The sequence below is a fragment of the Candidatus Microthrix subdominans genome, from assembly GCA_016719385.1.
In the GTDB taxonomy this organism is placed as follows: domain Bacteria; phylum Actinomycetota; class Acidimicrobiia; order Acidimicrobiales; family Microtrichaceae; genus Microthrix; species Microthrix subdominans.
Genome location: JADJZA010000001.1, coordinates 1,132,835 through 1,156,286 on the forward strand (window position 1 = coordinate 1,132,835; position 23,452 = coordinate 1,156,286).

Below are 23,452 nucleotides of genomic sequence, written 5' to 3' on the forward strand. Positions count from 1 at the left end.
GACACCGGGACGAGCACGGGTACCTTGGGTTGGTGAGCGTCGACGAACCCACCGAAACCTCCGGGCAGGATCTCGGCGCCATCGCTGCGATCGACATCGGCACCAACTCGATCCACACCGTGTTGGCGCGAGTGCTCGACCGGGGACGCTACGAGGTGTTGACCCGCGAGAAGGCCACCGTTCGGCTCGGGTCGGGCGGCGGCGACATGGACACCCTGGACGCTGATGCGATCGACCGGGGCATCGCTGCCCTGACCAGGGCGGCGCAGCTGGCTGTCGAGCGCAACGCTCTCGTCGTCGCCGTGGCGACCAGCGCCGTGCGCGAGGCCTCCAACTCCAAGGCGTTCATCCGTCGGGCGCGCGACGAGGCCGGCGTGAGCGTCGAGGTGATCTCAGGGGTCGAGGAGGCTCGGTTGATCCACCTGGGTGTTCTGGGTGCGCTGCCGGTATTCGATCGGCCCCATGCGCTGATCGATATCGGGGGTGGAAGCACCGAGGTGCTCTACGGCACCGGCGACGAGGTGACCGCGTCGCGCAGCTTCAAGCTGGGCGCCATTCGGACCACCCGTCGGTTCTTCCCTGACGGATTGTTCGGCGAGGGGCCCGAGAAGGCCCGCAGCAGGCAGATGAGGGCAGCCCAGGCTCACGTGGCATCAGCGCTGGCACCGTTCGCCACTGCTGTGGCGGACCTGCCGGCCGAGGTGGTGGCCGGGTGCTCGGGGACGATCGAGACGCTGGCGGCCATGGCGCGGGCCAAGGCGGGGGAGAACGGGCGGTCGGCCAACGGGTCGACGATGACCCGCCGCGAGCTCGACGCCGTGGTCGACGCCATCCTGGAGGCGACGTCGCTCGACGACCTCAAGTCCCTGCCCGGGATGGAGCCAAGCCGGGCCGACATCATCGTTGGAGGGGCCCTGATCGTTCAGGGCGCGATGGACGCCTTCGGGTGGGAGCGCCTGACCATTTCGGAGGGCTCCCTGCGCGAGGGGGTGCTGGAGGAGGCCCAGGCACGGCTGACCGGCGGCGACACAGCGCACCTGGCCGACCTTCGTCGCCATTCGGTGGAGCACCTGCTGATCGCCACCGACGAGGACCCCGACCATGCCCGCTGCATCGCTCGCCTGAGCCTGGCGATCTTCGATGGCTTGGAGCGGGTGCACGGCCTGGGCGCCGAACACCGCGAGCTGCTCGAGGCCGGTGCGCTGCTGGCCAACGTGGGGCTGATGATCAGCCACAGCGCCCACCACAAGCACAGCTACTACATCGTCCGCAACACCGACCGTTTGTCCGGGTTTAACGACCGCGAGATCGAGATGGTCGCCCAGCTGGCCCGCTTCCACCGCAAGGCCCGCCCCGACGAGCAGCGCCACCCCGAGTTTGGCGCCCTATCGCTGGTCGACCGGGCGGTCGTGCGCACCCTGGCCGGCATCCTGCGGGTGGCTGTGGGCCTCGACCGCTCGCACGCCAACAAGGTGGGCGACGTCGAGGTGCTGGTCTCGGCCGACGAGGTGTCGGTGGTGGCAAGCCCCACTGAAGCGGGCGGCGATATCGACCTGGAGCTGTACGCCGGTGCGGCCAACACCAACCTGCTGGCCGAGGTGCTCGGCCGGAGCGTCAGCGTCTCCGGCGCGGCGTGAACGTCACCGGCCCGGTACCGTCAGCGAACTGACGGACCCGGACCGGAGCGACGGAGGTTTGGAGCGCCTCGGACTTGGGTGCGTCGAGAAGCGCAGCGCCGACGAGCCTCAGTCCGCTAGCGAGGCTGGCGGGCGATCTCTTCGAGCAGCGCCACCATCTTCTCCTCGTTGGTCGGCTCGACGTCGGCGTCGGTGGCCGACCGTTCCTTCCAGTGGTTGTAGGGGCGCACGACCACGAAGAACACCGCGGCGGCGATGGCGAGGAAGTTGATGACAGCGATGATCACCGAGCCCCACATGAACTCTGCTCCGCTGATCGTGAAGCTGGCCGTGGCGAGGCTGTCGGTATTGGGCAGGATGAGCCCGACCAGTGGGCTGAGCAGGCCGTCGACGAAGGAGTTGATCACCACCGCAAAAGCGGCGCCGATCACCAGGCCGACTGCCAGGTCCAACACGCTGCCCTGGTTGATGAACTTCTTGAAGTCTTCGATCATGGTTGTACTCCTGAGCGCTTTCACGGAATAACGATGGGAGGTCTCACATCGCTTTGCACGGTACTCGCCCATGCAGGCTCAGAGGTCGATCGCCACGATCTCCACGTTCAACACGTTGCCGTTGGGTGCGGTGAACGAGACGGTGTCGCCCACCTTTTTGCCTCCAAGCTGCACACCGAGCGGTGAGGTGGGGGAGACGACGTCGATGTCGCCCGACTGTTCCTCGATCGACCCGTACAGGTAGCGGTCGATCTCGTCGTCACCCTCGTAGCGCAGTGAAACCGTCACGCCGGTTCGCACCGCGTCGATCGGGCCGTCGTCGCCGACGACCACAGCGTCCTCGAGGAGTCCGGCGATCTGACCGATCCTGGCCTCCATCTTGCCCTGTTCGTCCTTGGCCGCGTGGTAGTCGCCGTTCTCCTTGAGGTCGCCCAGCTCGCGGGCGGCCTCGATCTTTTCGGCGATCTCCAGGCGTCCACTGGACGTCAGGGTGTTCAGCTCGGCGCTCAGTCGGTCGTAGGCAGCCTGTGACAGCTCGTGGGTGTTGGCCATAGCCCGACCACGATACCGGGTCGTGCCCGCCCGGTGGCGCGCTGGTAGCATCGCTCGTGATGAACCGGACCGCCTTCCGCACCGCCGTAGCGATCATTCGTTAGCACGCATCGGTTTCCGATGCGTGCGTCCAGCCGTCCACTTCGTGGGCGGTTTTTTCTTGTCCCAAAGCCGATGCTGTCCGCCCGAACACCAGGCCGGCCAGTACGAGCAGCCGCCCATCCCCCCACTAGCCGGAACATGAGTTGATGATGAACACCAGCCAGGTCACGCCAACCGGCGCACCCGACCAACAAGCTCCCGACGCGCAGACACCCGACGAGCAGGAGTCCGCCCGCCGACCGCACCGCATTGGTGTGATCGGCGGCGATGGCATCGGCCCCGAGGTGACCGCCCAGGCGCTGCGGGTGCTCGAGGCGGCCGGCCTGGAGATGGAGCTGACCCACTACGACCTGGGCGCCGCCCGCTACCTGCGCGACGGCACCGTGCTGCCCGACCCGGTGATGGAGGAGTGGCGGGGCCTCGACGCGCTGCTGCTCGGCGCGGTCGGCGACCCGGCACCGGGACAGGCAGCACCGGCCGGCCTGGTCGAGCGGGGGATCCTGCTGCGCATGCGCTTCGAGCTCGACATGTACATCAACTACCGGCCGTTCCGCCTGCCGCCGGCGGTGAACTTTGAGGTGATCCGCGAGAACACCGAAGGCGCCTATGCCGGGGAAGGCGGCTTTCTGCGCCGGGGCACCCCGTACGAGGTGGCCACCCAGGGTTCGGTCAACACCCGCCACGGCGTCGAGCGCTGCATCCGCTACGCCTTCGACCAGGCGGTGGCGAGCGAACGCCACCACCTCACGCTGGTCCACAAGAAGAACGTGTTGACCTTTGCCGGCGACCTCTGGCAGCGCACCTTCGACGAGGTGGCCGTGGACTATCCCCAGGTCGACACCGCCTACCAGCACGTCGACGCCGCCTGTATCCACTTCGTCGAGCGGCCCGAGAGCTACGACGTCATCGTCACCGACAACCTGTTTGGCGACATCCTCACCGATCTGGGTGGGGCGGTGGCCGGCGGGGTCGCCTATGCGGCCTCGGCCAACCTCAACCCGGATCGCACCGGCCCGTCGATGTTCGAACCGGTGCATGGAACCGCACCCGACATCGCCGGCACCAACCAGGCCAACCCGATCGCTGCGGTGATCTCCGCCGGTCTGATGGCCCGGTTCCTCGGCGACGATGCCGTGGCCGACGCAATCGCCGGCGCCACCTCGGACCCGCAGCGCTACAGCGGTTCCACCTCCGACATCGGCGACGCCCTCGTCGCCGCCGTGTCCGCCTGACCCTCCGTTCTCACCCGAGTACACCGCCGATCGCTCGCCGACGGCCGTCCACCACATCGACCGGCCGCCGGCCACCTATCCCGGCTCTGGTCACCGCCAAGGAGTTGCGCCATGCCATTGACCCCCACGCCCTTCATCTGGATGAACGGTTCCTTGGTGCCCTGGGACGAGGCGCAGATCCACGTGCTCACCCACACGCTGCACTACGGCACCGGCGTGTTCGAGGGCATCCGTGCCTACCCGACGCCTGACGGGCCCGGCATCTTCCGGCTGACCGATCACATCGCCCGTCTCAAGCGTTCGGCCGACATCCTGGCGATGCCGCTGCCCTACAGCGTGGATGAGCTAGTGGCCGCCACCAAGGAGACCGTGGCCTCCACCGGGCTCGACGGCTGCTACGTGCGCCCGATCGCCTACTACGGATACGGCGAGATGGGGCTGTCGACGATCGGGCTGAGCGTCGACGTCGCCATCGCCTGCTGGCCGTGGGGCGCCTACCTGGGCGACGACGCGGTGACCAAGGGTGTGAAGCTGAAGATCAGCTCGTGGCAACGCCACGACCACAACACCATGCCGCCGGCGGCCAAGACCACCGGTAACTACGTCAACTCCTCGCTGGCCAAGGTGGAGGCGCTCAACGCCGGCTACGACGAGGCTGTGCTGCTGAACCGGGCCGGCTGCATCGCCGAGTGCTCGGGTGAAAACCTCTTCGTCATCACCAACGGAAAGATCACCACCCCGCCGCTGCATGCCGGGGCGCTCGAGGGCATCACCCAGCACACGGTCACCCAGCTGCTCGCCGATATGGGTCATGAGGTGGTGGAGAACAACCTGGTGCGCTCGGATCTCTACACCGCCGACGAGGCGTTTCTTGTCGGAACCGCTGCCGAGGTGTCGGCGGTGAACTCGGTCGACGACCGTCCAATTGCCTGTCCGGGTGCGATCACCACCGAGCTGGCCAAGCGCTATGCCAACGTCGTCCGCGGCGGTGACGACAAGTACCGGTCCTGGGTGGAGCTGCCATGAGCGAGGAGCGTGACACCGCTCCGTCCGGCGCTGCGGCGCCACCCGGCGCGGCCCCCGAGATCGCCCTGCCCGAACGGGTCGACGTGTTCGACACCACGCTGCGGGACGGCTCGCAGTTCGAGGGCATCTCGCTGTCGGTCGACGACAAGCTGCGCATCGCCGAGCAGCTCGATTACCTGGGCGTCGCCTGGATCGAGGGCGGCTTTCCGCAGGCCAACCCCAAGGACGCCGAGTTCTTTCGTCGGGCGGCCGCCGGCGAGCTGAAGCTCGATACGTCTCGGCTGGTCGCCTTCGGTTCTACCCGCAAGCCTGGGGGCGTCACCGACAGCGACGCCACCCTGACCACCCTCCTCGACGCGGGTACCGAGACGCTGTGCATCGTCGGCAAGGGATCGGCCTGGCAGGTGCGCAAGACGCTGAACACGACCCTGGACGAGGGCCGGGCGATGACGTCGGACTCGGTCCGATACCTCAAGGCGGCCGGCCGCCGGGTGTTCTTCGACGTCGAGCACTGCTTCGACGGCTACAAGGAGGACCCGGACTTCACCCTGTCAGTGATCGAAGCGGCGGCGCTCGCCGGTGCCGACTGCGTCGTGCTGTGCGACACCAAGGGCGGGTCGCTTCCACACGAGGTGCAGGCGATCACCGCCGAGATCGCCCATCGCTTCGATGGGCTGCAGCTGGGAATCCACACCCAGGACGACACCGGTTGCGCCGTGGCCAACGCGGTCGCCGCCGTGCTGAGCGGCGCTACCCAGGTGCAGGGCACGATCAACGGATACGGCGAGCGCACCGGCAACGCCGATCTGATCACCGTGATCCCCAACCTGACCCTGAAGCTGGGGGTGGGAACGCTGCCCGAGGGGCGGCTGGAGCGGTTGGGCCCGGTCAGCCGGCACGTCGCCGAGCTGGTCAACCTGCCGCTCAACCCGGCGGCGCCCTACGTGGGCACCTCGGCGTTCGCCCACAAGGGCGGGCTCCACACCTCGGCGCTGCGCCGGGCGGGCACGGCCGCGTACGAGCATGTCGACCCGGCCTTGGTCGGCAACCACAGCCGGGTGTTGGTCTCCGACCTGGGCGGTCGGACCGGCATGTCGATGAAGGCCGAGGAGCTCGGTGTCGACCTCGACGCTGCGGAGGCCGCCACGCTCAACGACACTCTGAAGGGCCTGGAGGCCGACGGTTGGGTGTTTGAGGCCGCCGATGCGTCGCTCGAGCTGCTGATGGCCAGCGCGGCCGGATGGGAGCAGCCGTATTTTCGCACCGAGGCCTATCGGGTGTCGGGCTATCACCGGGCCGACCCGAACCAACCCCGGCAAGGCGCCCACCTGTCGACCGAGGCGACGGTGAAGGTGTGGGTCGGCGACGAGCGGATCGCCGCGGTGGGGGAGGGCAACGGCCCGGTCAACGCCCTCGACGCCGCCCTGCGCACGGCGCTGGGACGCCACTACCCCCACCTCGAGCGGATCCATCTCACCGACTTCAAGGTGCGGGTGCTCGACGGTGGAGCGGCCACCGGCGCGGTCACGCGGGTGCTGATCGACTCGACCGACGGCCACGACACCTGGACGACGATCGGGGTATCGCCCAACGTCATTGAGGCGTCGTGGATGGCGCTGATCGACTCGTTGGTCTTCGGCCTCAAACGCGCAGACGGGTAGGGTGGGCCGTCCATGGGAGCACCCACCTATATCGTCGAGAATCCCGTCCAGCCGGCCCGCAGCTACACGTCGGCGCCTCGGGTGCCCACCCCGTGGAAGCCGGGTCGGCCGGGGGAGCTGAACGGCCCGCAGCCGTGGGGTGACCAGTTGGGGACCCCCGGCCCCGACACCGGCTACGCCCTCAAGCTGGTCGAGCGCTGCGTTGACGAGCTGACGCTGGGGGCCGGTGAGCACCGCGACGACGTGGCATCCGGTCTGGCGGCGGTGGCCGCCAAGCGGGCGGCGTCCTACGGCCGAGCCCCGGTGCGCCACGACCTCGACGTTGCGGTCACGATCTGGGGCTTCGGCTCGTCGTCGGTCGACCCAGAGCTGGCCGAGCTGCGTCGGCGGGCCTTCGAAGGCATCGCCGATCCCCACCACTACCAGGCCCGTCGGGCGCTGGTCGACCTGGTGCCGGAGGCCTCACTGCGTCAGACCCCTGGAGCGGTCGCCGAGGCCCACGCGGCCGACTGGCGCTCGCTCTTCGACCTTGGCCAGGCCTGACCCTCACCTGTTTCCAGCGATGCGCCGGCACCGGCGGAGGCCTTAGCTGGCGTAGACGTCGATCGGGGTGCCCAGGGGCAACGCCGCCAGTTGCTCGACCGTAGCGCTGGGCACGCGGATGCAGCCGTTGGATCTGGCCTGGCCGAACACCGACGGGTCGCTCCAGCCGTGCATGGCGATCTGTGGGGCGCCGCCGTCGAAGGTGTCGAGCTGTTCGGAGTAGGCGCTGATGCCGAGGCTCCACGGGTGACGCTTGGCGCCACTGGGTTCGCTGAGCTTGTCGGTCAGGAAATGGCGGCCGGTCGGCGTGCGGGTGGCGTCGGTGCCCACCGCCACCGGGGCTTCGGCGACCATCGAGGTGCCTTGGAAGATCCGCAGCGTCCGATCGGCCACGTTGACCTCCACGTGGGAGCTCACCTCGGACTCTTGGACGTCGGACCGCTTCACCCATCCCATCGTGCCGTTGGGCCGGACGGGTAGTTGCACCTGCAGCCAGTCGCCCGACCGACGCACGACGAGGAAGGTCATCGCGTCGCCGAAGGGCTGGGGGTTGTCGAAGCGGTAGCCGGTGTCGGTGGCGAAGCGCCCCTGCACCGGTTGCTCCATACGCGGCAGCGGCGACGTGGCCTGTTGAACGCTTGAGAATGCGGGGCGAGCGTCCAGCGTGGGCGGGCCGTCGTCCACCCCGGCCGGGGCGGCGAGCTGCACGGCCACCGCCGGACCCTTGGCGGTGGCCACCTGGTAGGGGCCTGCGCCGCTGCGCGGCGCGGGACCGGCCGGGGCGGTCGGCGCGGGAGCATCCGCCGGCTTTGAGCTCGTGGTTGCCTTGGCGGCGACGGGCTTGGCGCTGGGGGCTGGCTTGGCGGTTGAGGTGGTCGCCTTGGTGGTCGACGACGACTGTGGCGTTCCGGTGCTTGAGGGGGCGATCAGCGGCGCCGAAGCCCGATCGGAGGCGCCGCCCCGGGCGGCGAGCACCAGGGCCAAGCCGACAACGGTCACGGCGATCGCAGCTGCGATCGCCTGCTTGCGGCGGATCGCGCTCATCGGCGAACTCGCAGCGGCGTCATCGGTCGGAGTGGAGGGAAACTGGCCATCGGTCCTCGCCTACGTCAGCGCCGTCATCTGGAGGGGTCAGTCTTGCACCGGGGGTCGACCCGGTGCGTTCACCCGCCAAGCCGCGCTCGTCAGTCTAGCTCCAAGAGGACGTCGTTCATCTCGGCCCGAAAGCGTCGGAGCTCGTCGCGATGCTCCAGAGAGAGCGACGCCAGGATTCCATCACCTCGTTCGGTGAGCTTGGTGAGGTGCTCGCGCCGATCCTCGGCGTTGGTCTCGCCCTCAACCAACCCCGCCGCAGCCGCACGCTGGATCAACTCGACCGTGGAGTTGTGTTTCAGCTGGAGGCGATCGGCGAGCGCTGCGATCGTCGGCGAGCCCTCGGGCCAGCCCTTGATCGCCAGCATCAGCTGGTGCTGGGCGGGCGTGACGCCGGCCGACCGGGCGGCGTTCTCGGAGAATCGGGCGAACACCCGCAACGCATGGCGAAAGCTTGCCAGCACTTGATAGTCGGCGTTGGAGAGCGGACGGTCGTTCATGGGCCTCCCGGCGACGAAACTCGAACTTCGGCGCTGCGTTCGCGCTGGGTCTCGATCAGCGTGACTCGATTGGTGACCAGTATGGAGGTCACCGCTGCGATCAGCAGAACCGGCAGCAGCGGAAGGCCGGCCATCTCGGTCACGACGAGGGTGGTGCCCAACGGCGTCTTGGTCACCCCGACGCACAGCGCCACCATCGAACATGCCATGAGCACCGAGACGTTGGTTCCGCTCAACACGTGATGGGCCAGCTGGCCGAACACGGCGCCGATGAAGAAGAGCGGGATGATGAAGCCGCCCTTCCAGCCCGCTGCCAGCGTCACGGTGGTACCGAGGAGCTTGGCCGCCATGGCGACCGCCAGCGCCCCAACGCCGATGCGGACGTCGAGGAGTTCGGAGAGCTGCACCTCGCCGAAGGTGAGCGCGTAGGGCGACCACCACCCGAGCAGCCCGAGGGCCAGACCACCGAGGATGTAGCGGGCCGAGACCGGCACCATGCCGAATGCCCATCTGCCGAGGTGGGTAGCACCGGTGAAGATGGCGGCGCCCGCCGCGCCGATGAGGCCGATGCCGGCGGCAAGCGCCAGATCGTGGACGGCAAGGTCGCCGACGGGAGGGAAGTTCCAGATCGAGCTGACGCCCAGGCCGCTGAGCCCCAGGTAGACGCCATAGCCGCACAGGGAGCCGACGACCGCCGGCAGGAGGGCCTCGTAGTACTGCAGTCCCCGGCGGTGGAGGATTTCCAGGGCGAAGAGCGCCGATCCCAGCGGTGCGCCGAACAGAACGGTGAACCCGGCGGCCATGCCGGTGATCGTCAACACCCGGACGTCGGTCGTCGAGTGCCCCCTGCGCGAGCCCAACAAGGTGCCGAACGCGCCGGTCGTCTGGACCAGCGGCGCCTCCGGGCCCATGCCGGCCCCCGAGGCGACGCACAGTAACGAGGTGGGGATCAACGGTCGAAGCGAGCGGACATCATCGGCACCGCCCATCACATGGATGTTGTCGACGAGCAACTCGACGTTGCCGGTCTCTCCCCACAGCCGGGTGATCAGCGCGACCAGCCCGCCCACGGCGATGAAAATCAAGAGTTGGATTCCGGCGGCGTGGTGCTCCGGCCCGATCACCCGGCCGAGGACGTGCAGCGCCCCCACGTAGGCGGCCCCGATCGCACCGCCGGCGATCCCTACGCCGACGATGGCGAGTCCGAGCCCCTGTCGGACACGGATGGAGGCTTCGTCGAGCATGACCGGGAGTCGCACTCCCTTAAAATATCGTAATGCGATATGCCTCCCCAAGTCGCCAGGCGGCGAGAGGTGTCACATCGTGGCGGTGCGTTGTAACCGCCTACAGGTAGCTGTTGCGCTGAAGCCACCTCATGGCGATCCAGCCCCACAGCGGCGGGAGGTAGTAGGTCGTCGCCCGGAACAGCAGCGCCGTCGCCGTTGCGGTCGGCGCCTCGATTCCGGCGGCGACCAGGCCGGTCGCCAGGGCCGCCTCCATCACGCCGATGCCGCCGGGCACGGGCATGAGACCGCCGAAGAGCGCGGCCCCCACCGAGATGACCAGCAGCGTGGCCAGGTTCGCCGACGCGCCGAAGGCCTGAAGCGACAACCCGAGTGTGGCGGCGAGCACCAGCTCGGTCACGAAGTTCCCTCCGAACAGCTGCGCCAGCTTGGTCGGCGTGCGCAGCGAGGCCAAGGTCGACCTGGCGTCGGCGACGATCGGCCCGACGCGATCGCCGATGCGGGTGCGAAGTCGGGGCACCGCAACGGCGACGACGGCACCCACTGCCACGAGCGCCGCAAACACCCCGAGCGCGGTGGGGATCCACTCCAGTTTGGAACTCGTCGACGTCAGGTCCAGGTGGAGGTCCACCTGCCCGATCCCGACGACGAGCGTCAGGAACAACAGCGAGATCTGGATGAGAAACCCGCTGAAGCTGTCGATCGCCGCCACGGACATCGCTGTCGGGGCGGTCATGCCCTGGCGCTGAAAGAACCGGATGTTCATGGCCAGCCGCCCGGCGGTCGAGGGGACCGCCAATGCGATGAACGCAACCGCGGTCTGCAAGATGGTCAGCGGGCCGAGTGGAAGGTCCTTGGGTGAGGCCCCTTTGACCGAGAACGCCCTGAACACGAACACGATCTGGGCCACGCTCAGGGCTGCGATCGCCCACCCCGGTGACATGCCGGCGATCAGGTCGGCGAGCTCCTCCAGGTCGAGGTCGCCAAAGGCGCTGAAGAGCGCAAAGGCGACCAAGGCGAGCAGGCCGACCGTGGCGAGTGACTGGGGCGAAACCCGTCGCAGTCTGGCGGTATCGGGTGGCTCGACCGAGACCTCCGCGGCCAAGGCGGCGCGAAGGTCGCCCAGGTTGACGTCGGAGGCCTTCACGGCTCGTCGAAGGTCGCGGCCGAGCGCAGGGAGTTGCAGGTACGCCAGCATCGTTTCGACGCCGGCCGATCCCAGTTCCTTGGCCGCCAGAGCGACCGCAGCGTCGATCCCGAGCAGCGTTGCGGTGATGCAGGTCAGCTGCGCCCAGTCGGTCGTGCGCGCCTCATCGCTGATCGACATGGTGGCCGGGGCCAACTCGCGCAACACCGCCGCTCCGTCGACGATGCCGAACGCGTCGAGGCTCAGCTCACCGTGGACGATGCGGGCGCCGTGAAGGCGGCGCACCAGCCGCCAGAGTTGTGGCACGGCGTCGACGCGGCTGAGCTCCTCGACGGCGCTGAGCGGTCGGCCCGCGTCCCGGACGGCGATCACGGCGTCGCCCTCGGCGGTCATCCCGGCCACCGCCACGCTGGGAACCGTCACGCCGGAGGTGGCGGCGAGCAGGGTGATGAAGGCCTCATGTTCGACCTGTCGTTCCCGGCTCCCCGAGAACGATGAGTCGTTGCTGTACCACATTCGCCGCCAGATGGCGTTGAGCAGCTGAGCATCGCGGGCGTCGCGCCCATAGACCTTGACGCGAACCTGATCGCCGGCTGCGTCGACACCGTTCATGGCCACCACCCCCGAGGACTGGCGGGGCGAGGTGGCGAGTCCCGTGACCACCAGATCCAAGGCACGCAGTGCGGTCTCGGTCTGCTCGACGGTCGGCCGGCCGGCGGAGGTTCCGAGGCCCAGGTGCACCAGGGCGGCAGCTGCCACGCCCAGGAGAACGCTGAGGGTCGCCCCAACGGGGGTGGTGGCCCCCAGGATCACGGCCGACGTGACGCCGATGGCGACGCTCGATCGGCCGGAGGCGCGCACGGGCTTGGTGAGGTGGGGGGAGGAGGCGGACGCCAGCGACGTGGCCGCAGCCAGGAGCATTAACGGAACGGCCCCACCTCGGCCGCCGGTCACCACCTGATCGATGCTGGGCCATCCGCCGTTGACCCGCTGCCACATCAGCAGCCCCAGGCCGAGGGCCAGGACCGCGCTCAGCCCGATCTCGGCCACGACGCCCCATCGTCGCTGAAGCATCGCTCCGAGGATCACGACGAGACACCAAAAACCCAGCCCGACGAGGCTGAGGCGCCACAGCACATCCAGGGCGCCGGGTACCGCGTCGAAGAGTGCAGCGACCGACCGCTCGAAACCGGATTCGGGTACCGCAATGCGCGACAGCAGAAGGGTGGGAACCAACGTGAAGATTGCCAGGGCCAGATCCGAGGCCGAGCGTTCCCGGGTCCCCGACGAACCACTCGAGAACAGCCGGATTGAACGCCCGGGTCGTGGAGCCGTCACCATCATCACAAACTACGAGATGGACGCTGCGGGGGTGGCTAGAGGGCTGGGCCTCAGCCCTTCAACTCCGTGAGGTCAAAGCGGTGTTGTTGACCCGCGCTGAGCTCAACTGTTTCGTCCTTGACGGCCACGTGCACGGGATCAGACACCGATGCCTCGCAGCGCACCGTGAGCGTCCGATCGTCGATGTGCACCCACAGGATCCAGTGGGTCCGGAATCGGATGGAGAAACGAAGCGATGGGACCTCCTCGGGGAGTCGTGGGTTGAACCTGACGATGTGCCCGTCGATGGTCAGGCCGCTGTAGCCTCGCTGAACCATGTCCACGGTACCGGCCATGGCGCCCAGGTGGATGCCTTCAGCGGTCGTACCGCCCTGAATGTCGGAGACGTCGCTGGCGAGCGCCTCCTGGTAGGCATCCCAGGATTCTGCGCGGTCGGTGCGCGCCTGTACCCACGAGTGCACCACCCGCGACAGCGTGGAACCGTGAGAGGTGCGAGCGACGTAATACTCGACGTTGCGGGGGATGTCGTCGGGTTCGAAGGCGTATCCCAGTTGGGTGAATACCCCCACCAGCTCGTCGGCCGTGAGCAGGTAGAACAGCATGACCACATCGGGTTGCTTGGAGGCCTTGTAGCGATTGACGGTGTCGTTCTCGGCCTCGAGGATGCGGTCGAGGCGTGAGATGTCGCCCAAGCGGTCCCGGTAGCCCTGCCAGTCGAACTCCTCCAGCGCACCGTAACCCTCGAACTGCTCGATGATCCCATCGGGGTTGAAGGGCACGAACAGGGTCGTGCTCACAGCGTTCCAGCGAGCCAGGTGCTCGTCGTTGATGCCGAGTTTCTCGGTCAGCTCGCGGCGTCGCAGCGGCGGGAGTTGGTCAAGCATCCAAAGTGCGCGGCTCAGCAGCCAGGCCGTCATCACGTTGGTGTACGAGTTGTTGTCGAGTCCGGGCTCGCCGGCGTCGGGGTAGCCCGTGTGGTATTCGTCGGGCCCGAGCACACCTTCGATGACGTAGCGCTCGCGGTTGGCGTCCCAGCGGGCGAGGTCGGCGAAGAAGTCGGCGATCGACAACAGCAGCTCGGCCCCGACGTCGTGGAGGAACTCGTCGTCAGCGGTCACCTTCCAGTGGTGCCAGACGTTGAAGGCTATGGCCAGGCCGATGTGGCGTTGGAGGTGCGTCACATCGGCCAACCAGCGTCCGGATCGCGGGTTGAGGTGCCACTGCTGGTTCTCCTCGCGCCCGGTGCTGCCGCTCTGCCAAGGGAACATTGCGCCCCGTCGGCCCTCCTCAGCTGCTGCTCGGCGCGCTTCGGGGAGACGCCGGTGCCGGTACCTGATCGCGGCACGCGCTCGATCGGGGAACTGGTAGTCGAACAGCGGTAGCACGAACAGCTCGTCCCAGAAGATGTGGCCGCGGTAGGCCTCGCCGTGCCAACCCCTGGCGGGGACCCCGACATCACGATCGGTGCTGTGCGCCGTGAAGCTTTGGTGCATCTGGAAAATGTGAAGAGCGAGCACGGTATCGGCCCAGTGGTCGCCAGCGTGGAACTGGATGTCGCTGCGCGTCCACAACGCGTCCCACGCTCGCTCGTGACCCAACAGGAGGTCATCGAAATCCCCGGCGAGGTCAAGGCTGCGGTGCACGTCGACCAACGGCTGATAACCCGCTGGATCGAGCGAGGTGTGCAGCGTCACGACCTTGTCGATCTGGACGCGTGCGGAGGGAGCGCCGATCGCCACCACGTCGACCCGTTTCTCCTCGATCAGGGCGCGGGTGTCGACGTCGTCGAGACCGTCGATGCGGACCGTGGCACCCAGAGCCACCTCCAGCCCACTCGACAACGTCCGGGTTCGCAGCCACACCCGGTTCTCGTGACCGCCGGTTTCGAGGACCTCGTTGTGGTGGTGGTTCAGCTTCTCGTAGCGCTCGACCCCATGGTTGTCGATCTCGCCGTCGATGCCCGCACGAACCTCCAACGATTCGATCGTCGATGGGTCATGTACTTCGATGACCATGCGCTGGGCTGCCAGGTGGGCGTTGGCCATGTCGACGAACCGGGTCTCGGTGACCCGAATCCGGTGTCCGGCCCGATCGATGATCTCAACGTGTCGTTCCAGCACCCCGCGTCTCAGGTGCAGCTCTTGGCGGTACTCGAGAATTTCCACGTCTCGCAGGCCAAACCACTCCGATCCATCGATGCGGAAGGTGATGGGGAGCCAGTTCGCCTGGTTGACCAGGTCCTCGTTCTCGACCTCGCGACCGTCGACGGCGCTGGTGGCACGGCTGTACCCGCCGGCCAGGTACGTTCCGGGGTAGTGCACCTCATCGGCCTGCGCCCATGCGGCCGCTCCGCGGGTGACGAACACACCGTTGCCGAGCGCGCACAGCGCTTCTCGCAGGCCCTCCTCCGCTGGAACCCAGGCGTCGTAGGAGAGGATCCGAGTCACAGGTAGCCAGCCGGCTCGAGGCGCATGCGCGGACCCTAACGGAACAGGCGTGGGTCGTGGTACGTGAGCCGAGGCCACAGACCCCGCCATGATCGAAGGGGCGGCCCGGTTGATCGTCCCGGGAAACGATGAAACCCTTGGTCTGGAGCCGAGAGCGGCCCAGACCAAGGGTTTCGGTACTGGCACCCCCAACGGGATTCGAACCCGTGCCGCCACCTTGAGAGGGTGGTGTCCTAGGCCGCTAGACGATGGGGGCAGGACGGCGGGTCACGCTAGCGACGCCACCGGGAGAGCGAAAAATCGCATCCCGGCCGACCATTGTGGTCGGTCGCTCTGGCGGGCGTGGCCCGTATGTAGTTGTTGAGCTCGGGGGGGAGGACTCGAACCCCCAATAGATGGACCAGAACCACCTGTGTTGCCGATTACACCACCCCCGAAGGGCTCGATGAGCTTAGCGGCAACCTCGCGCGGCCGCACACTCGGGTCACCGCCCCGGTTGGGCGGCGCCTCAACCGAGGCGGAGCAACCTGCGATACCCGATCAGGCGACCGAGTGCGACTGCGGCAGTCTCCCCGGCGAGCTGGCGCAGGCTGGCCTCGGCACCGGTCGAGGACACGCCGGCGGAGAGGCCGAGTTCCTCAGCGGTGCCGAGCAGCCGTTCGTTGTGGTAGGGGTCCGACACCAACACGATCCGGTTGTCGCCTTGCGCTTTCAGCTGACGGGCGGCGGCAGCCAGGGACTCCCAGGTGTTGGCGCCGTCGGAGATGATCACCAATGCGTCGTCGGGCACGCCCGCTTGTCGCAGGTACTTGAACCCGGTGAACGCCTCGGTGAACCGGTCGCCGTCCCGCTTTCCGCCGGTCAGCACGATCTCGGGGGCCACATCCGCTCGGTAGAGCTCCAGGGCATGGTCGAGGCGTCGCTTCAGCACGGGGCTCGGCCGGCCGTCGTATTGCGCCGCGCCCAGCACGACGATGGCATCGACCGGCGTGCGATCGTCGCGTCCCGCAGCGCTGCGAACCTGAACGAACGTGATGCCCAGGTACCCGACGACCAACACCGGGATGGCGAGCAGGACCCACCAGCGAGCACGGCGAGGGCGGGGCACGACCCGCTAGCCGCCGGTGAGCGCACGGGCGCGCTGCAACCGGTCGATCGTGGCGCTGCGTCCGAGAAGGGCGAGCGCCTCGAACAGCGGTGGTCCGACCGTGCGGCCGGTGACCGCCACGCGGATGGGCGCCTGGGCCTTGCCAAGCTTGAGCCCGTTGGCCTCGCCGAGGGCCAGCGTCGCAGCGTGGAGCGCTTCGGCGGTCCACTCGATGTCGGCGAGGGCCGCGATGGCACCGTCGAGCAATGCAGGTGCCGCCTCGTTGCCGGTGAGGGCCTTGGCGACCGATGCCTCGTCCATCTCGGGCTGATCGAGAAAGAGGAAGTCGACCATCGACGGAACCTCGGCCAAGGTCTTCACCCGGCTCTGCACTTCGCCGGCCAGCGCCAGAAACACGTCTCGGTCGAAGTCGTCTGCGTTCCACGGCCCCTGGGCCAGGTAGGGCTCCGCCGCGTCGAGAAACTCCTCCGGGCTCAAGGCGCGTACCTTCTCGGCGTTGACGTGGGCCAGCTTTTTGGGGTCGAAGGCGGCCGGTGCGGGGTTGATGCCCTCCAGCGTGAACTGCTCGATGATCTCGCCGACCGGACGGACCTCGATGCCGTCGTTGGGCCCCCAGCCGAGCAGGGCCAGGTAGTTGACCATCGCCTCCGGGAGGTACCCGGCCTGCCGGTAGTTCTCCACCGCCACGTCGTCGCGCCGCTTCGACAGCTTCTTACGTCCCTCGCCGACGATCAGCGGCAGGTGGGCGAAGATCGGCTGATCCTCGATGCCCATCGCCCGGCGCAACAGCACCGCCTTGGGGGTGGTGTTGAGCAGGTCTTCGCCGCGAACGACGTGGGTGATCCCCATGGCGGCGTCGTCGATGGCGTTGGCGATGAGGAAGGTCACCGACCCGTCGCTGCGGGCGATGACGAAGTCCTCCAGGTTGGAGCATTCGAAGCTGACGTTGCCGCGGATCACGTCGTCGAAGGCGACCGTTCCGGTATCGGGGGTGGCAAAGCGCACCACGGTGTCCTCGCCGACCGGCAGGTCGCGCTCACGGCAGAACCCGTCGTAGCCCGGCGGTCGGTTGGCCTCGGCATTGCGGGCATCGACGTCGCTGCGCAGGCAATCGCAGGCGTAGGCCTTGTTCTCCTCGAGCAGCCGGCCGACCGCCTGGCGATAGACGTCGGCGCGCTCGGACTGGCGCAGCTCCTCGCCTCGGTTGTCCCAGTCGAGGCCCAGCCATTCCAACGTGTCGAACACCATCGTCACCAGCTCGGGTCGCGACCGCTCGGCGTCGGTGTCCTCGATGCGGACCAGAAACTCGCCGCCGACCGCTCGGGCGAACAGCCAGTTGAACAGAGCGGTCCTGGCCGAGCCGAGGTGCAGCGAGCCGGTGGGGGACGGGGCAAAGCGAACGCGGGTGGTCACCTGGCCGAGGGTAGCGCCGCGTCGCTCCGGTTCACGACCAACGGTCGTGGTGGATCACGTTGGACTTGTCGCGACGCGGCCCGGGCTTGAAGTCGGTGCCCAGGGTGTAGGCGGTCGGAATGAGGGCCACCTGGGTCACCCGGTCATAGGGGATGTCCAACAGCTCGGCGGCCTGCTTCTCGAAGGGCAGGTGCAACGTGGTCCAGACCGTGCCCAGGCCTCGCTCGCGAGCCGCCAGCATGTAGCTCCAGGTCGCCGGCAGGATCGACCCGTACAGCCCGGCCATCATCGACTGGTCCAATCCCTCCGGTCGGCCGTAGATGCACGGGATGAGGTGCACCGGTACCTCGTGCAGGTGTTCCGCCAGGTACTCCGCTGACGAACGGACGCGATTCTGTACCGAGCCGTCATCGGTGTCACCCGCTTTGGCCGCCGCCTCTTTTTGCATGGCGATGTACCCGGAGAACGCCTCCCGGTACAGCTCGGCCAGACCGAGACGCAGCTTCGGATCCCGAACGACGAGAAAGTGCCACCCCTGGGCATTCGATCCCGTCGGGGCCTGAAGCGCCGCATCGAGACACTCGTCGATCACCTCGGGCTCGACCTCCCGTTCGAAGTCCAAGCGCTTGCGCACGGCGCGCGTGGTGGCGAGAAGCTCGTCGCTGGTCAGGTGGAGTCGCATGTCTCCTGTGTAGCCGCTGTCAAGGCGCAGTGTCGGCGAAATCAGGGCGACGGCGCTAGCCGAGAGAGGCCTCGATCGTCCGGCCTACGGTGGTGGCCAGCCTGGCCGGCAGCACCGCCCGGAGGGCGAGACGCTGGTCGTCCAGGTCGGGGTAGCGGTCGAGCAGCCAGCGGGCGAAGGCACCTCGGTCCATCCAGCGGGCGGCGGAGGGGCTGAGCTCGGACCACTCGGCCCGCCCCGCACCCACGGCGAGACGTATCCGGTCCCATCCGAATCGGCCCAGGTCCCTGGAGGCGGCGCTGAGCTGCATCGACGTCGGGGCGGACGCGCCCAGCGGGTGATGGCGGACCGCGTCGGCCCAGGTTCTGACCCGTCCCGGGTGGAGTGCACCGGCGGCCAGCAACCGGTCCACCCACATCGAGCAGACGAGGTCGGCGGGGGTGCGGGCTTCAGGCGCTGTCGACAGCCCCAGGTACAACAACACGGCATCGACGGCAGCGCCCCGTCCGGCGACCGTCGTCGTGCCCTCACGCCAGTTGCCGACGGTGACCGCATACTCGCCGCATCGCGTGGCGGCGACCGCCACGCACATCGGCGCACCCGGCTCGCCGCCGGTGCCCGCAGAGTTGGGGCCGGGAGCGACCAGCGCACCAACGGCAAGGGCGACGAGCTCGACGTCGGGAGCTGCTCGGCGGCACCACACCAACTGGAGGGGGTCGGGCGAGCCGGCCTGGCCGTCAGCGGTGCGACGGCCCGGTTGGGGCGACCACCAGCGAAGCAGCCCGGAGGCGGTGATTTCGACCAGTGCGTCCCGGGGATCACCCAGGTCGACAAGCGCTGCGGCCCAGGCGGCGGGGGAGCGGCTGGACAGGGGCAAAGCCGCCTGTCGACCGGGGGACAACGGGAGTACCCGGCGGCCGGCCGGTGCAGGTTTGGTTGGAGGCGGAACCGCTGGGAACTGATTGTTTGGGGTCTGGTCGTTTGAAGACATGCGAACTCCCGAATGGGGGGGCGGCGACGAACGCCACCTGTTTTCGAGACCCGGGAGTGGGCGAGTCCGACCCGTGGCACCATGATCGCCATGGCCAGTGACAGCCAGACCGACGCCAACCGTGCCGATGATCACCGCGACGACGAGAGCGCAGCTGCGGCGTGCGTCTTCTGTCGTGTCGTCTCAGGCGCCGACCCTGCCCACGTCGTGTTCTCCGATGACGTGGCCGTCGCCTTTCTCGACCGGGTTCCGCTGTTCCACGGGCACACCCTGATCGTCCCCCGGGCGCACGTCGACACGCTGTCCGACCTGCCAGCGTCGTTGGTGGGCCCGTTCTTTCTACGCGTGCAGCGCCTGGCCGACGTGGTCGAAGAGGCCTTGGACGCCAAAGGCACGTTCGTGGCGATGAACAACCGAGTCAGCCAGTCGGTGCCCTACCTCCACACCCACGTGGTGCCCCGTCGACCCAAGGACGGACTGCGCGGGTTCTTTTGGCCGAGAACCCGCTACGACACCGACGAGCAGGCCGCCGGGGTGGCGCAGCGGCTGGCTGCCGCATGGGCGGCGAGTGGCCAGCGTGACGGCCTGCCCGGGCTCAACCCCTCAGGCGAGTAGCATCTCCGCCCGTGGCGGACGCTTCAGCCCCCAAACACCCAATCTTGCAACGACTGAGCGGCTCGGCCGTTCGGTTGGTGATGGTGGCCGTCATCGTTGGCGCGGTCGGCCTGGGTATCGGCCAGGCGATGGGGCAGGCGATCTCCAAGCTGCCCGACCCCACCGAGGGTGCCGTCGTGCTCGATCAGCTCAGCCTGGGCGGCATCGATCCGACGACGCTGCTGTTGGAAGAAGGCGACCTGCCCGCCGACTGGAAGGTCGCCCCTTCATTCCCCGGCCTGGTCGGCGGAACCTGGTGCGGTGAAGAGGTGGAGACGACCGGCATGCGGTCCTCCCCGATCGATACGGCCACCTTTCTGTTTCCCGAGAACAACAGCGTGTTGGTCTCCGAGGTCGCCAGCTTTGATCGTCCCCAGTTCGCCGCGAACTACGTGAGCGACGTCACCGAGGTGATGCTGGACTGCCCGAGCTACTTCGAGCCTGGCTTCGACGGAAAGTCGAAGGTCAAGGTCGAAGTGACCGATCTGGGTACCAAGCAGCCGATCACCGACTACGTCAGTCGGGTTTTTCAGGTGGAGGGCGGCGGCAACTACGACATCAGAACCGTGTTCCAAGTGGGTTCATCGGTCGTTGCGCTTCACTATGCCGGGTCGGAGCGACCCAGTCGCAACCTGATGTCCGACGTCGAGGAGACCATCCTCACCCGGGTCAGCCCCGACGACTTCGGCGACACGTCGACAACGGTCGCCGGGGTGACGCCGCTTCCGCCGCAATCGACCAACAAGCTCGACGACGGCAAGCTGGAAAAGGCCCCGGCCAACGAGACCGACGACGGCATCCCTCCACCGACCACCGTGGGCTAGAGCGCCGACGCTCGGTGCGTCACAGGTCATCCATCAGCTTGAAGACCTCGCCGAGCGCCACCCCGAACGGATGGCCGGCCTCGGCGAGCAGGCGGCGTTCCCGGTCGACGAATTCGGCGTGCAGTTCCGCCGGGTCCAGTCCGGACCCGGCGCCCCCCACCCGGTGGTAGTGGGTGGTTTCGAACTGGGAGCGATGTGCCTCCAGCGCAGCGATCCGCGCCCGGAGGTGTTGGGGCTCGGCCGGTTCCACGTGATCGACCTCGTCGGCCTCGAAGAGCAGCAGCGCACTCGGGCGGTGGCGCTCCAGGCCGAGCTCGGGCAGGAAGTGGGGGTCCCGAGCGGCGACGATTCCGTCGATCGTCAGCCAACCAGCGGCCCGGTGATCGGGGTGGAGCCGGTAACGCTTCCACGGGTCGTGTCCCAAGATGACGTCGGGCCGGACGGTCCTGATCGCCGCGACCACCTCCGACCGGGCACCGGCATCGTTGGCGAGCTCGCCGTCGATGCGCCCGAGGAACGTCACCTCGCCGGTCCCGCCGAGACAGCGTGAGGCCGCTCGCTGCTCCTCCTGACGTCGGCGCACCAGCTCGGGAAGGTTGGCGGACGGGTCCCACGTGCCCTTCGAGCCGTCGGTGCAAATCAGGTGATGGATGCGGGTGCCGGCGGCGGCCCAGCGGGCCAGGGTCGCTCCGCAGCCGAACTCGACGTCGTCGGGGTGGGCGCCGATCGCCATCGCCACGTCGGGCCGGGGCAGCCCGAGAGCCGAGGCTGGCCGGGCCGCTGGGGACTGCCCCGGTGGGGCAGATGTGACTTGGTGAGACGTCGGCGGCGGAGACGCTGCCGGGGGAACCTCTGGTGGGGTCACGGGCGAACCTCTGGTGTGGGTGTGGGTGTGGGTGTGGGTGTGGCCGTGGGGCGTGGCAGCTCGGGCGGCCAGGCCCCGAGTTCCTGGGGCGGCCACAGGTCGTCGGAGCGGTCGACGTCCCAGGCCAGGGTCGGGACGTCGATCGAGTCGACGCCCAGACCGAGCCGCCTTGCCTCCGCTCGGTGCCGTGCATAGGAACGGGGGCCGTAGGCGGGCCGGAACCCAACCGAGGTGGGCAGGCACATCACGTTGGTGCCGTCCCGGTGCCGGTCGGGCACCAGCACAGCTCGGCCGGGGTGCACCAACGACGGAAGGTCGGCTGCGAAGGGCAGGTCGGCGTGCGCGATCACCGCGTGGGACGCCCCGGCACGCTTGGCTCGGGAGAGCGCCTCGGCGAGGGCGCCGTTGAGGCCGAGCCCCGGGGTCCAACACACGTCGGCCCTGTGGAGGCGGGCGAAGCCGGCCACCTCCTCGTCGTCGCAGACCACCCAGACCGCAGCGGGTGCGGCAGCCTCGATCACACGGGCGGCCATGCCCCGGGCCAAGGCGGCACGTTCGTCGGGGCCGAGCACCGGCCCGAGGCGAGCCTTGGCGGTGGCGAACGACTTCACCGGGATCAGAACGACCATGTCGCTCGACACCCGATCCTGAGCGTGGAGGTTGACGAGGGTCTCGTCGGTGCGCACGTGCGGGCTCGTCATCTCGCTCGCTCGCTCGCCATCCACCTCGATCGTAGCGGCGAAGGTACCGACGTTTGGGCGGAGGTCGGATCGTTGGCTGAGGTACCCTCGGCCAACCTCGGCTCGGCCACGTCGCCGCAGGTGGTGAGCTGTCGTCGGTCAACGTGGTCACGACGTAGAGGGGTCCAGACATGAAACCAGTTTCGGTATCGGTCATCGGGGGCGGATCGTGGGGCACCACGGTGGGCCACTTGGCGGCGCACAACGCCCAGACCCTGTTGTGGGCGCGCTCGGAAGCGACGGTGTCCGACATCAACGACTACAACGCCAACCTCCGGTATCTCGAGGGCTACAACCTCCATCCGGGCCTGCGAGCCACTTCGGACCTGGAGGAGGCGGTGCGCTGCGCCGACGTGTTGGTGATGGGCGTTCCGAGCCAGGCGTTTCGCGAGACGTTGGGGCAGGTGGGGCAGTTCCTGCGCCCATGGGTGCCGGTCGTGTCGCTGACCAAGGGCCTCGAGCTGAGCACCCGCAAGCGCATGAGCCAGGTGATCCACGAGGTGTTGCCCGGTCACCCGGCCGCCGTGTTGACCGGGCCCAACCTGGCCAAGGAGATCCTGGTGGGTGATGCGGCCGCCACCGTGATCGCCACGCCGGACCCGGTGGTTGCCGAGACGCTGCAGGCGGTGTTCGCCACCGAACGTTTTCGCGTCTATGCCAACCCGGACGTGATCGGCTGCGAACTGGGTGGCGCGCTCAAGAACGTGATCGCCATCGCCTCGGGCATGGCGGACGGGCTTGGCACGGGCGACAATACGCGTGCGGCAGTGATCACCCGGGGCCTGGCCGAGTTGACCGCTTTGGGGGTGGCGATGGGTGGCCAGCAGGTGACCTTTGCCGGCCTGGCCGGCATGGGCGACCTGATCGCCACCTGCATCTCGCCCCAGAGCCGCAACCGACACGTCGGCGAGCAACTGGGTAAGGGCCGCAGTATCGAGGAGATCGTCGACGAGATGAACATGGTGGCCGAGGGGGTCAAGACCTCCAACGTCGTGATGGAGTTGGCTCGCGAGTACGAGGTGGATGTGCCGATCACCGCTCAGGTGCAGGCGGTATGCCACGAGGGGCGCTCCGCAGCCGACGCCTACAGCGGCCTGCTGGGCGGCCGGACTGGCGTTGAGCACCTGGGCTACGAGTGAGCACTCCCAAGGGAGTGA

21 protein-coding genes and 2 tRNA genes are annotated in these 23,452 nt (G+C 68.3%); 8 read left to right on the plus strand and 15 right to left on the minus strand.

Annotated elements, in window-relative coordinates:
• The first annotated feature begins 32 nt into the window (after positions 1–32).
• Positions 33–1,637 carry a Ppx/GppA family phosphatase gene (locus IPN02_05305; protein ID MBK9296276.1) on the plus strand — a complete coding sequence of 535 codons (1,605 nt, stop codon included), beginning with the start codon at positions 33–35 and terminating at the stop codon, positions 1,635–1,637.
• A gap of 116 nt (positions 1,638–1,753) precedes the next feature.
• Here the strand turns inward: IPN02_05305 and mscL are convergent, their stop codons facing one another.
• Both mscL and IPN02_05315 read right to left on the minus strand, forming a co-directional pair.
• Positions 1,754–2,131 carry a large conductance mechanosensitive channel protein MscL gene (mscL, locus tag IPN02_05310; protein ID MBK9296277.1) on the minus strand — a complete coding sequence of 126 codons (378 nt, stop codon included), beginning with the start codon at positions 2,129–2,131 and terminating at the stop codon, positions 1,754–1,756.
• A gap of 78 nt (positions 2,132–2,209) precedes the next feature.
• Positions 2,210–2,683 carry a transcription elongation factor GreA gene (locus IPN02_05315; GenBank protein MBK9296278.1) on the minus strand — a complete coding sequence of 158 codons (474 nt, stop codon included), beginning with the start codon at positions 2,681–2,683 and terminating at the stop codon, positions 2,210–2,212.
• Positions 2,684–2,934: 251 nt separating this feature from the next.
• Here IPN02_05315 and IPN02_05320 point away from each other — a divergent pair, with 251 nt between their 5' ends.
• The 4 genes from IPN02_05320 (at position 2,935) to IPN02_05335 (ending at position 7,247) form a co-directional block, all read left to right on the plus strand.
• Positions 2,935–4,017 (plus strand): 3-isopropylmalate dehydrogenase, encoded by a 1,083-nt coding sequence (locus IPN02_05320; protein MBK9296279.1) that lies wholly within the window; start codon positions 2,935–2,937, stop codon positions 4,015–4,017.
• A gap of 111 nt (positions 4,018–4,128) precedes the next feature.
• Positions 4,129–5,043, plus strand: a complete 915-nt coding sequence (locus IPN02_05325; GenBank protein MBK9296280.1) for a branched-chain amino acid transaminase — start codon at positions 4,129–4,131, stop codon at positions 5,041–5,043.
• The gene (locus IPN02_05330) at positions 5,040–6,704 is read left to right on the plus strand and encodes a citramalate synthase (GenBank protein ID MBK9296281.1); all 1,665 of its coding nucleotides are present in this window, start codon (positions 5,040–5,042) and stop codon (positions 6,702–6,704) included. Before IPN02_05325 ends, IPN02_05330 begins: the two co-directional genes overlap by 4 nt.
• 12 nt (positions 6,705–6,716) lie before the next feature.
• Positions 6,717–7,247, plus strand: coding sequence for a hypothetical protein (locus IPN02_05335; GenBank protein ID MBK9296282.1), 531 nt, complete (start codon positions 6,717–6,719; stop codon positions 7,245–7,247).
• 42 nt (positions 7,248–7,289) lie between these two features.
• On the opposite strand, the gene IPN02_05340 is transcribed toward IPN02_05335, so the two are convergent.
• From IPN02_05340 to IPN02_05390, 11 genes are all read right to left on the minus strand, one after another.
• The gene (locus IPN02_05340; GenBank protein MBK9296283.1) at positions 7,290–8,291 is read right to left on the minus strand and encodes a L,D-transpeptidase; all 1,002 of its coding nucleotides are present in this window, start codon (positions 8,289–8,291) and stop codon (positions 7,290–7,292) included.
• A gap of 140 nt (positions 8,292–8,431) precedes the next feature.
• Complete coding sequence (locus IPN02_05345) at positions 8,432–8,839, minus strand: MarR family transcriptional regulator (protein MBK9296284.1); 408 nt, start codon at positions 8,837–8,839, stop codon at positions 8,432–8,434.
• The gene (locus IPN02_05350) at positions 8,836–10,083 is read right to left on the minus strand and encodes a chloride channel protein (GenBank protein ID MBK9296285.1); all 1,248 of its coding nucleotides are present in this window, start codon (positions 10,081–10,083) and stop codon (positions 8,836–8,838) included. Before IPN02_05350 ends, IPN02_05345 begins: the two co-directional genes overlap by 4 nt.
• Before the next feature lie 100 nt (positions 10,084–10,183).
• Positions 10,184–12,466 (minus strand): flippase-like domain-containing protein, encoded by a 2,283-nt coding sequence (locus IPN02_05355; protein MBK9296286.1) that lies wholly within the window; start codon positions 12,464–12,466, stop codon positions 10,184–10,186.
• Between the two features lie 155 nt (positions 12,467–12,621).
• The gene (locus tag IPN02_05360; protein ID MBK9296287.1) at positions 12,622–15,018 is read right to left on the minus strand and encodes a glycoside hydrolase family 65 protein; all 2,397 of its coding nucleotides are present in this window, start codon (positions 15,016–15,018) and stop codon (positions 12,622–12,624) included.
• A gap of 180 nt (positions 15,019–15,198) precedes the next feature.
• Positions 15,199–15,274, minus strand: a tRNA-Glu gene (locus IPN02_05365).
• Between the two features lie 109 nt (positions 15,275–15,383).
• A tRNA-Gln gene (locus IPN02_05370) sits at positions 15,384–15,455 on the minus strand.
• Positions 15,456–15,526: 71 nt separating this feature from the next.
• Positions 15,527–16,126, minus strand: a complete 600-nt coding sequence (locus tag IPN02_05375; protein MBK9296288.1) for a YdcF family protein — start codon at positions 16,124–16,126, stop codon at positions 15,527–15,529.
• A gap of 6 nt (positions 16,127–16,132) precedes the next feature.
• On the minus strand, positions 16,133–17,539 hold the full coding sequence (locus IPN02_05380) for a glutamate--tRNA ligase (GenBank protein MBK9296289.1): 1,407 nt from the start codon (positions 17,537–17,539) through the stop codon (positions 16,133–16,135).
• Positions 17,540–17,570: 31 nt separating this feature from the next.
• The gene (locus IPN02_05385; protein ID MBK9296290.1) at positions 17,571–18,221 is read right to left on the minus strand and encodes a nitroreductase family protein; all 651 of its coding nucleotides are present in this window, start codon (positions 18,219–18,221) and stop codon (positions 17,571–17,573) included.
• 55 nt (positions 18,222–18,276) lie between these two features.
• Complete coding sequence (locus tag IPN02_05390; protein ID MBK9296291.1) at positions 18,277–19,212, minus strand: hypothetical protein; 936 nt, start codon at positions 19,210–19,212, stop codon at positions 18,277–18,279.
• A gap of 81 nt (positions 19,213–19,293) precedes the next feature.
• Between IPN02_05390 and IPN02_05395 the strand changes: the two genes are divergently transcribed.
• On the plus strand, positions 19,294–19,827 hold the full coding sequence (locus IPN02_05395; GenBank protein MBK9296292.1) for an HIT family protein: 534 nt from the start codon (positions 19,294–19,296) through the stop codon (positions 19,825–19,827).
• A gap of 11 nt (positions 19,828–19,838) precedes the next feature.
• Complete coding sequence (locus IPN02_05400; GenBank protein MBK9296293.1) at positions 19,839–20,690, plus strand: hypothetical protein; 852 nt, start codon at positions 19,839–19,841, stop codon at positions 20,688–20,690.
• Between the two features lie 19 nt (positions 20,691–20,709).
• Here IPN02_05400 and IPN02_05405 read toward each other — a convergent pair whose 3' ends face one another.
• Positions 20,710–21,429, minus strand: coding sequence for a PIG-L family deacetylase (locus IPN02_05405; protein MBK9296294.1), 720 nt, complete (start codon positions 21,427–21,429; stop codon positions 20,710–20,712).
• 122 nt (positions 21,430–21,551) lie between these two features.
• Entirely contained in the window at positions 21,552–22,256 is a 705-nt protein-coding gene (cofC, locus tag IPN02_05410; protein ID MBK9296295.1) for a 2-phospho-L-lactate guanylyltransferase, read from the minus strand.
• A 170-nt stretch (positions 22,257–22,426) separates the two neighbouring features.
• Between cofC and IPN02_05415 the strand changes: the two genes are divergently transcribed.
• Positions 22,427–23,434, plus strand: a complete 1,008-nt coding sequence (locus IPN02_05415; GenBank protein ID MBK9296296.1) for an NAD(P)H-dependent glycerol-3-phosphate dehydrogenase — start codon at positions 22,427–22,429, stop codon at positions 23,432–23,434.
• Positions 23,435–23,452 lie beyond the last annotated feature (18 nt).

What these genes read in the sequence shown, in the direction of transcription:
- mscL (MBK9296277.1), bottom strand. Translation starts at nt 2,131, where the DNA reads ATGATCGAAGACTTCAAGAAGTTCATCAACCAGGGCAGCGTGTTGGAC.
- IPN02_05315 (MBK9296278.1), bottom strand. Translation starts at nt 2,683, where the DNA reads ATGGCCAACACCCACGAGCTGTCACAGGCTGCCTACGACCGACTGAGC.
- IPN02_05320 (MBK9296279.1), top strand. Translation starts at nt 2,935, where the DNA reads ATGAACACCAGCCAGGTCACGCCAACCGGCGCACCCGACCAACAAGCT.
- IPN02_05325 (MBK9296280.1), top strand. Translation starts at nt 4,129, where the DNA reads ATGCCATTGACCCCCACGCCCTTCATCTGGATGAACGGTTCCTTGGTG.
- IPN02_05330 (MBK9296281.1), top strand. Translation starts at nt 5,040, where the DNA reads ATGAGCGAGGAGCGTGACACCGCTCCGTCCGGCGCTGCGGCGCCACCC.
- IPN02_05335 (MBK9296282.1), top strand. Translation starts at nt 6,717, where the DNA reads ATGGGAGCACCCACCTATATCGTCGAGAATCCCGTCCAGCCGGCCCGC.
- IPN02_05340 (MBK9296283.1), bottom strand. Translation starts at nt 8,291, where the DNA reads ATGAGCGCGATCCGCCGCAAGCAGGCGATCGCAGCTGCGATCGCCGTG.
- IPN02_05345 (MBK9296284.1), bottom strand. Translation starts at nt 8,839, where the DNA reads ATGAACGACCGTCCGCTCTCCAACGCCGACTATCAAGTGCTGGCAAGC.
- IPN02_05350 (MBK9296285.1), bottom strand. Translation starts at nt 10,083, where the DNA reads ATGCTCGACGAAGCCTCCATCCGTGTCCGACAGGGGCTCGGACTCGCC.
- IPN02_05385 (MBK9296290.1), bottom strand. Translation starts at nt 18,221, where the DNA reads ATGCGACTCCACCTGACCAGCGACGAGCTTCTCGCCACCACGCGCGCC.
- IPN02_05390 (MBK9296291.1), bottom strand. Translation starts at nt 19,212, where the DNA reads ATGTCTTCAAACGACCAGACCCCAAACAATCAGTTCCCAGCGGTTCCG.
- IPN02_05395 (MBK9296292.1), top strand. Translation starts at nt 19,294, where the DNA reads ATGATCGCCATGGCCAGTGACAGCCAGACCGACGCCAACCGTGCCGAT.
- cofC (MBK9296295.1), bottom strand. Translation starts at nt 22,256, where the DNA reads ATGACGAGCCCGCACGTGCGCACCGACGAGACCCTCGTCAACCTCCAC.
- IPN02_05415 (MBK9296296.1), top strand. Translation starts at nt 22,427, where the DNA reads ATGAAACCAGTTTCGGTATCGGTCATCGGGGGCGGATCGTGGGGCACC.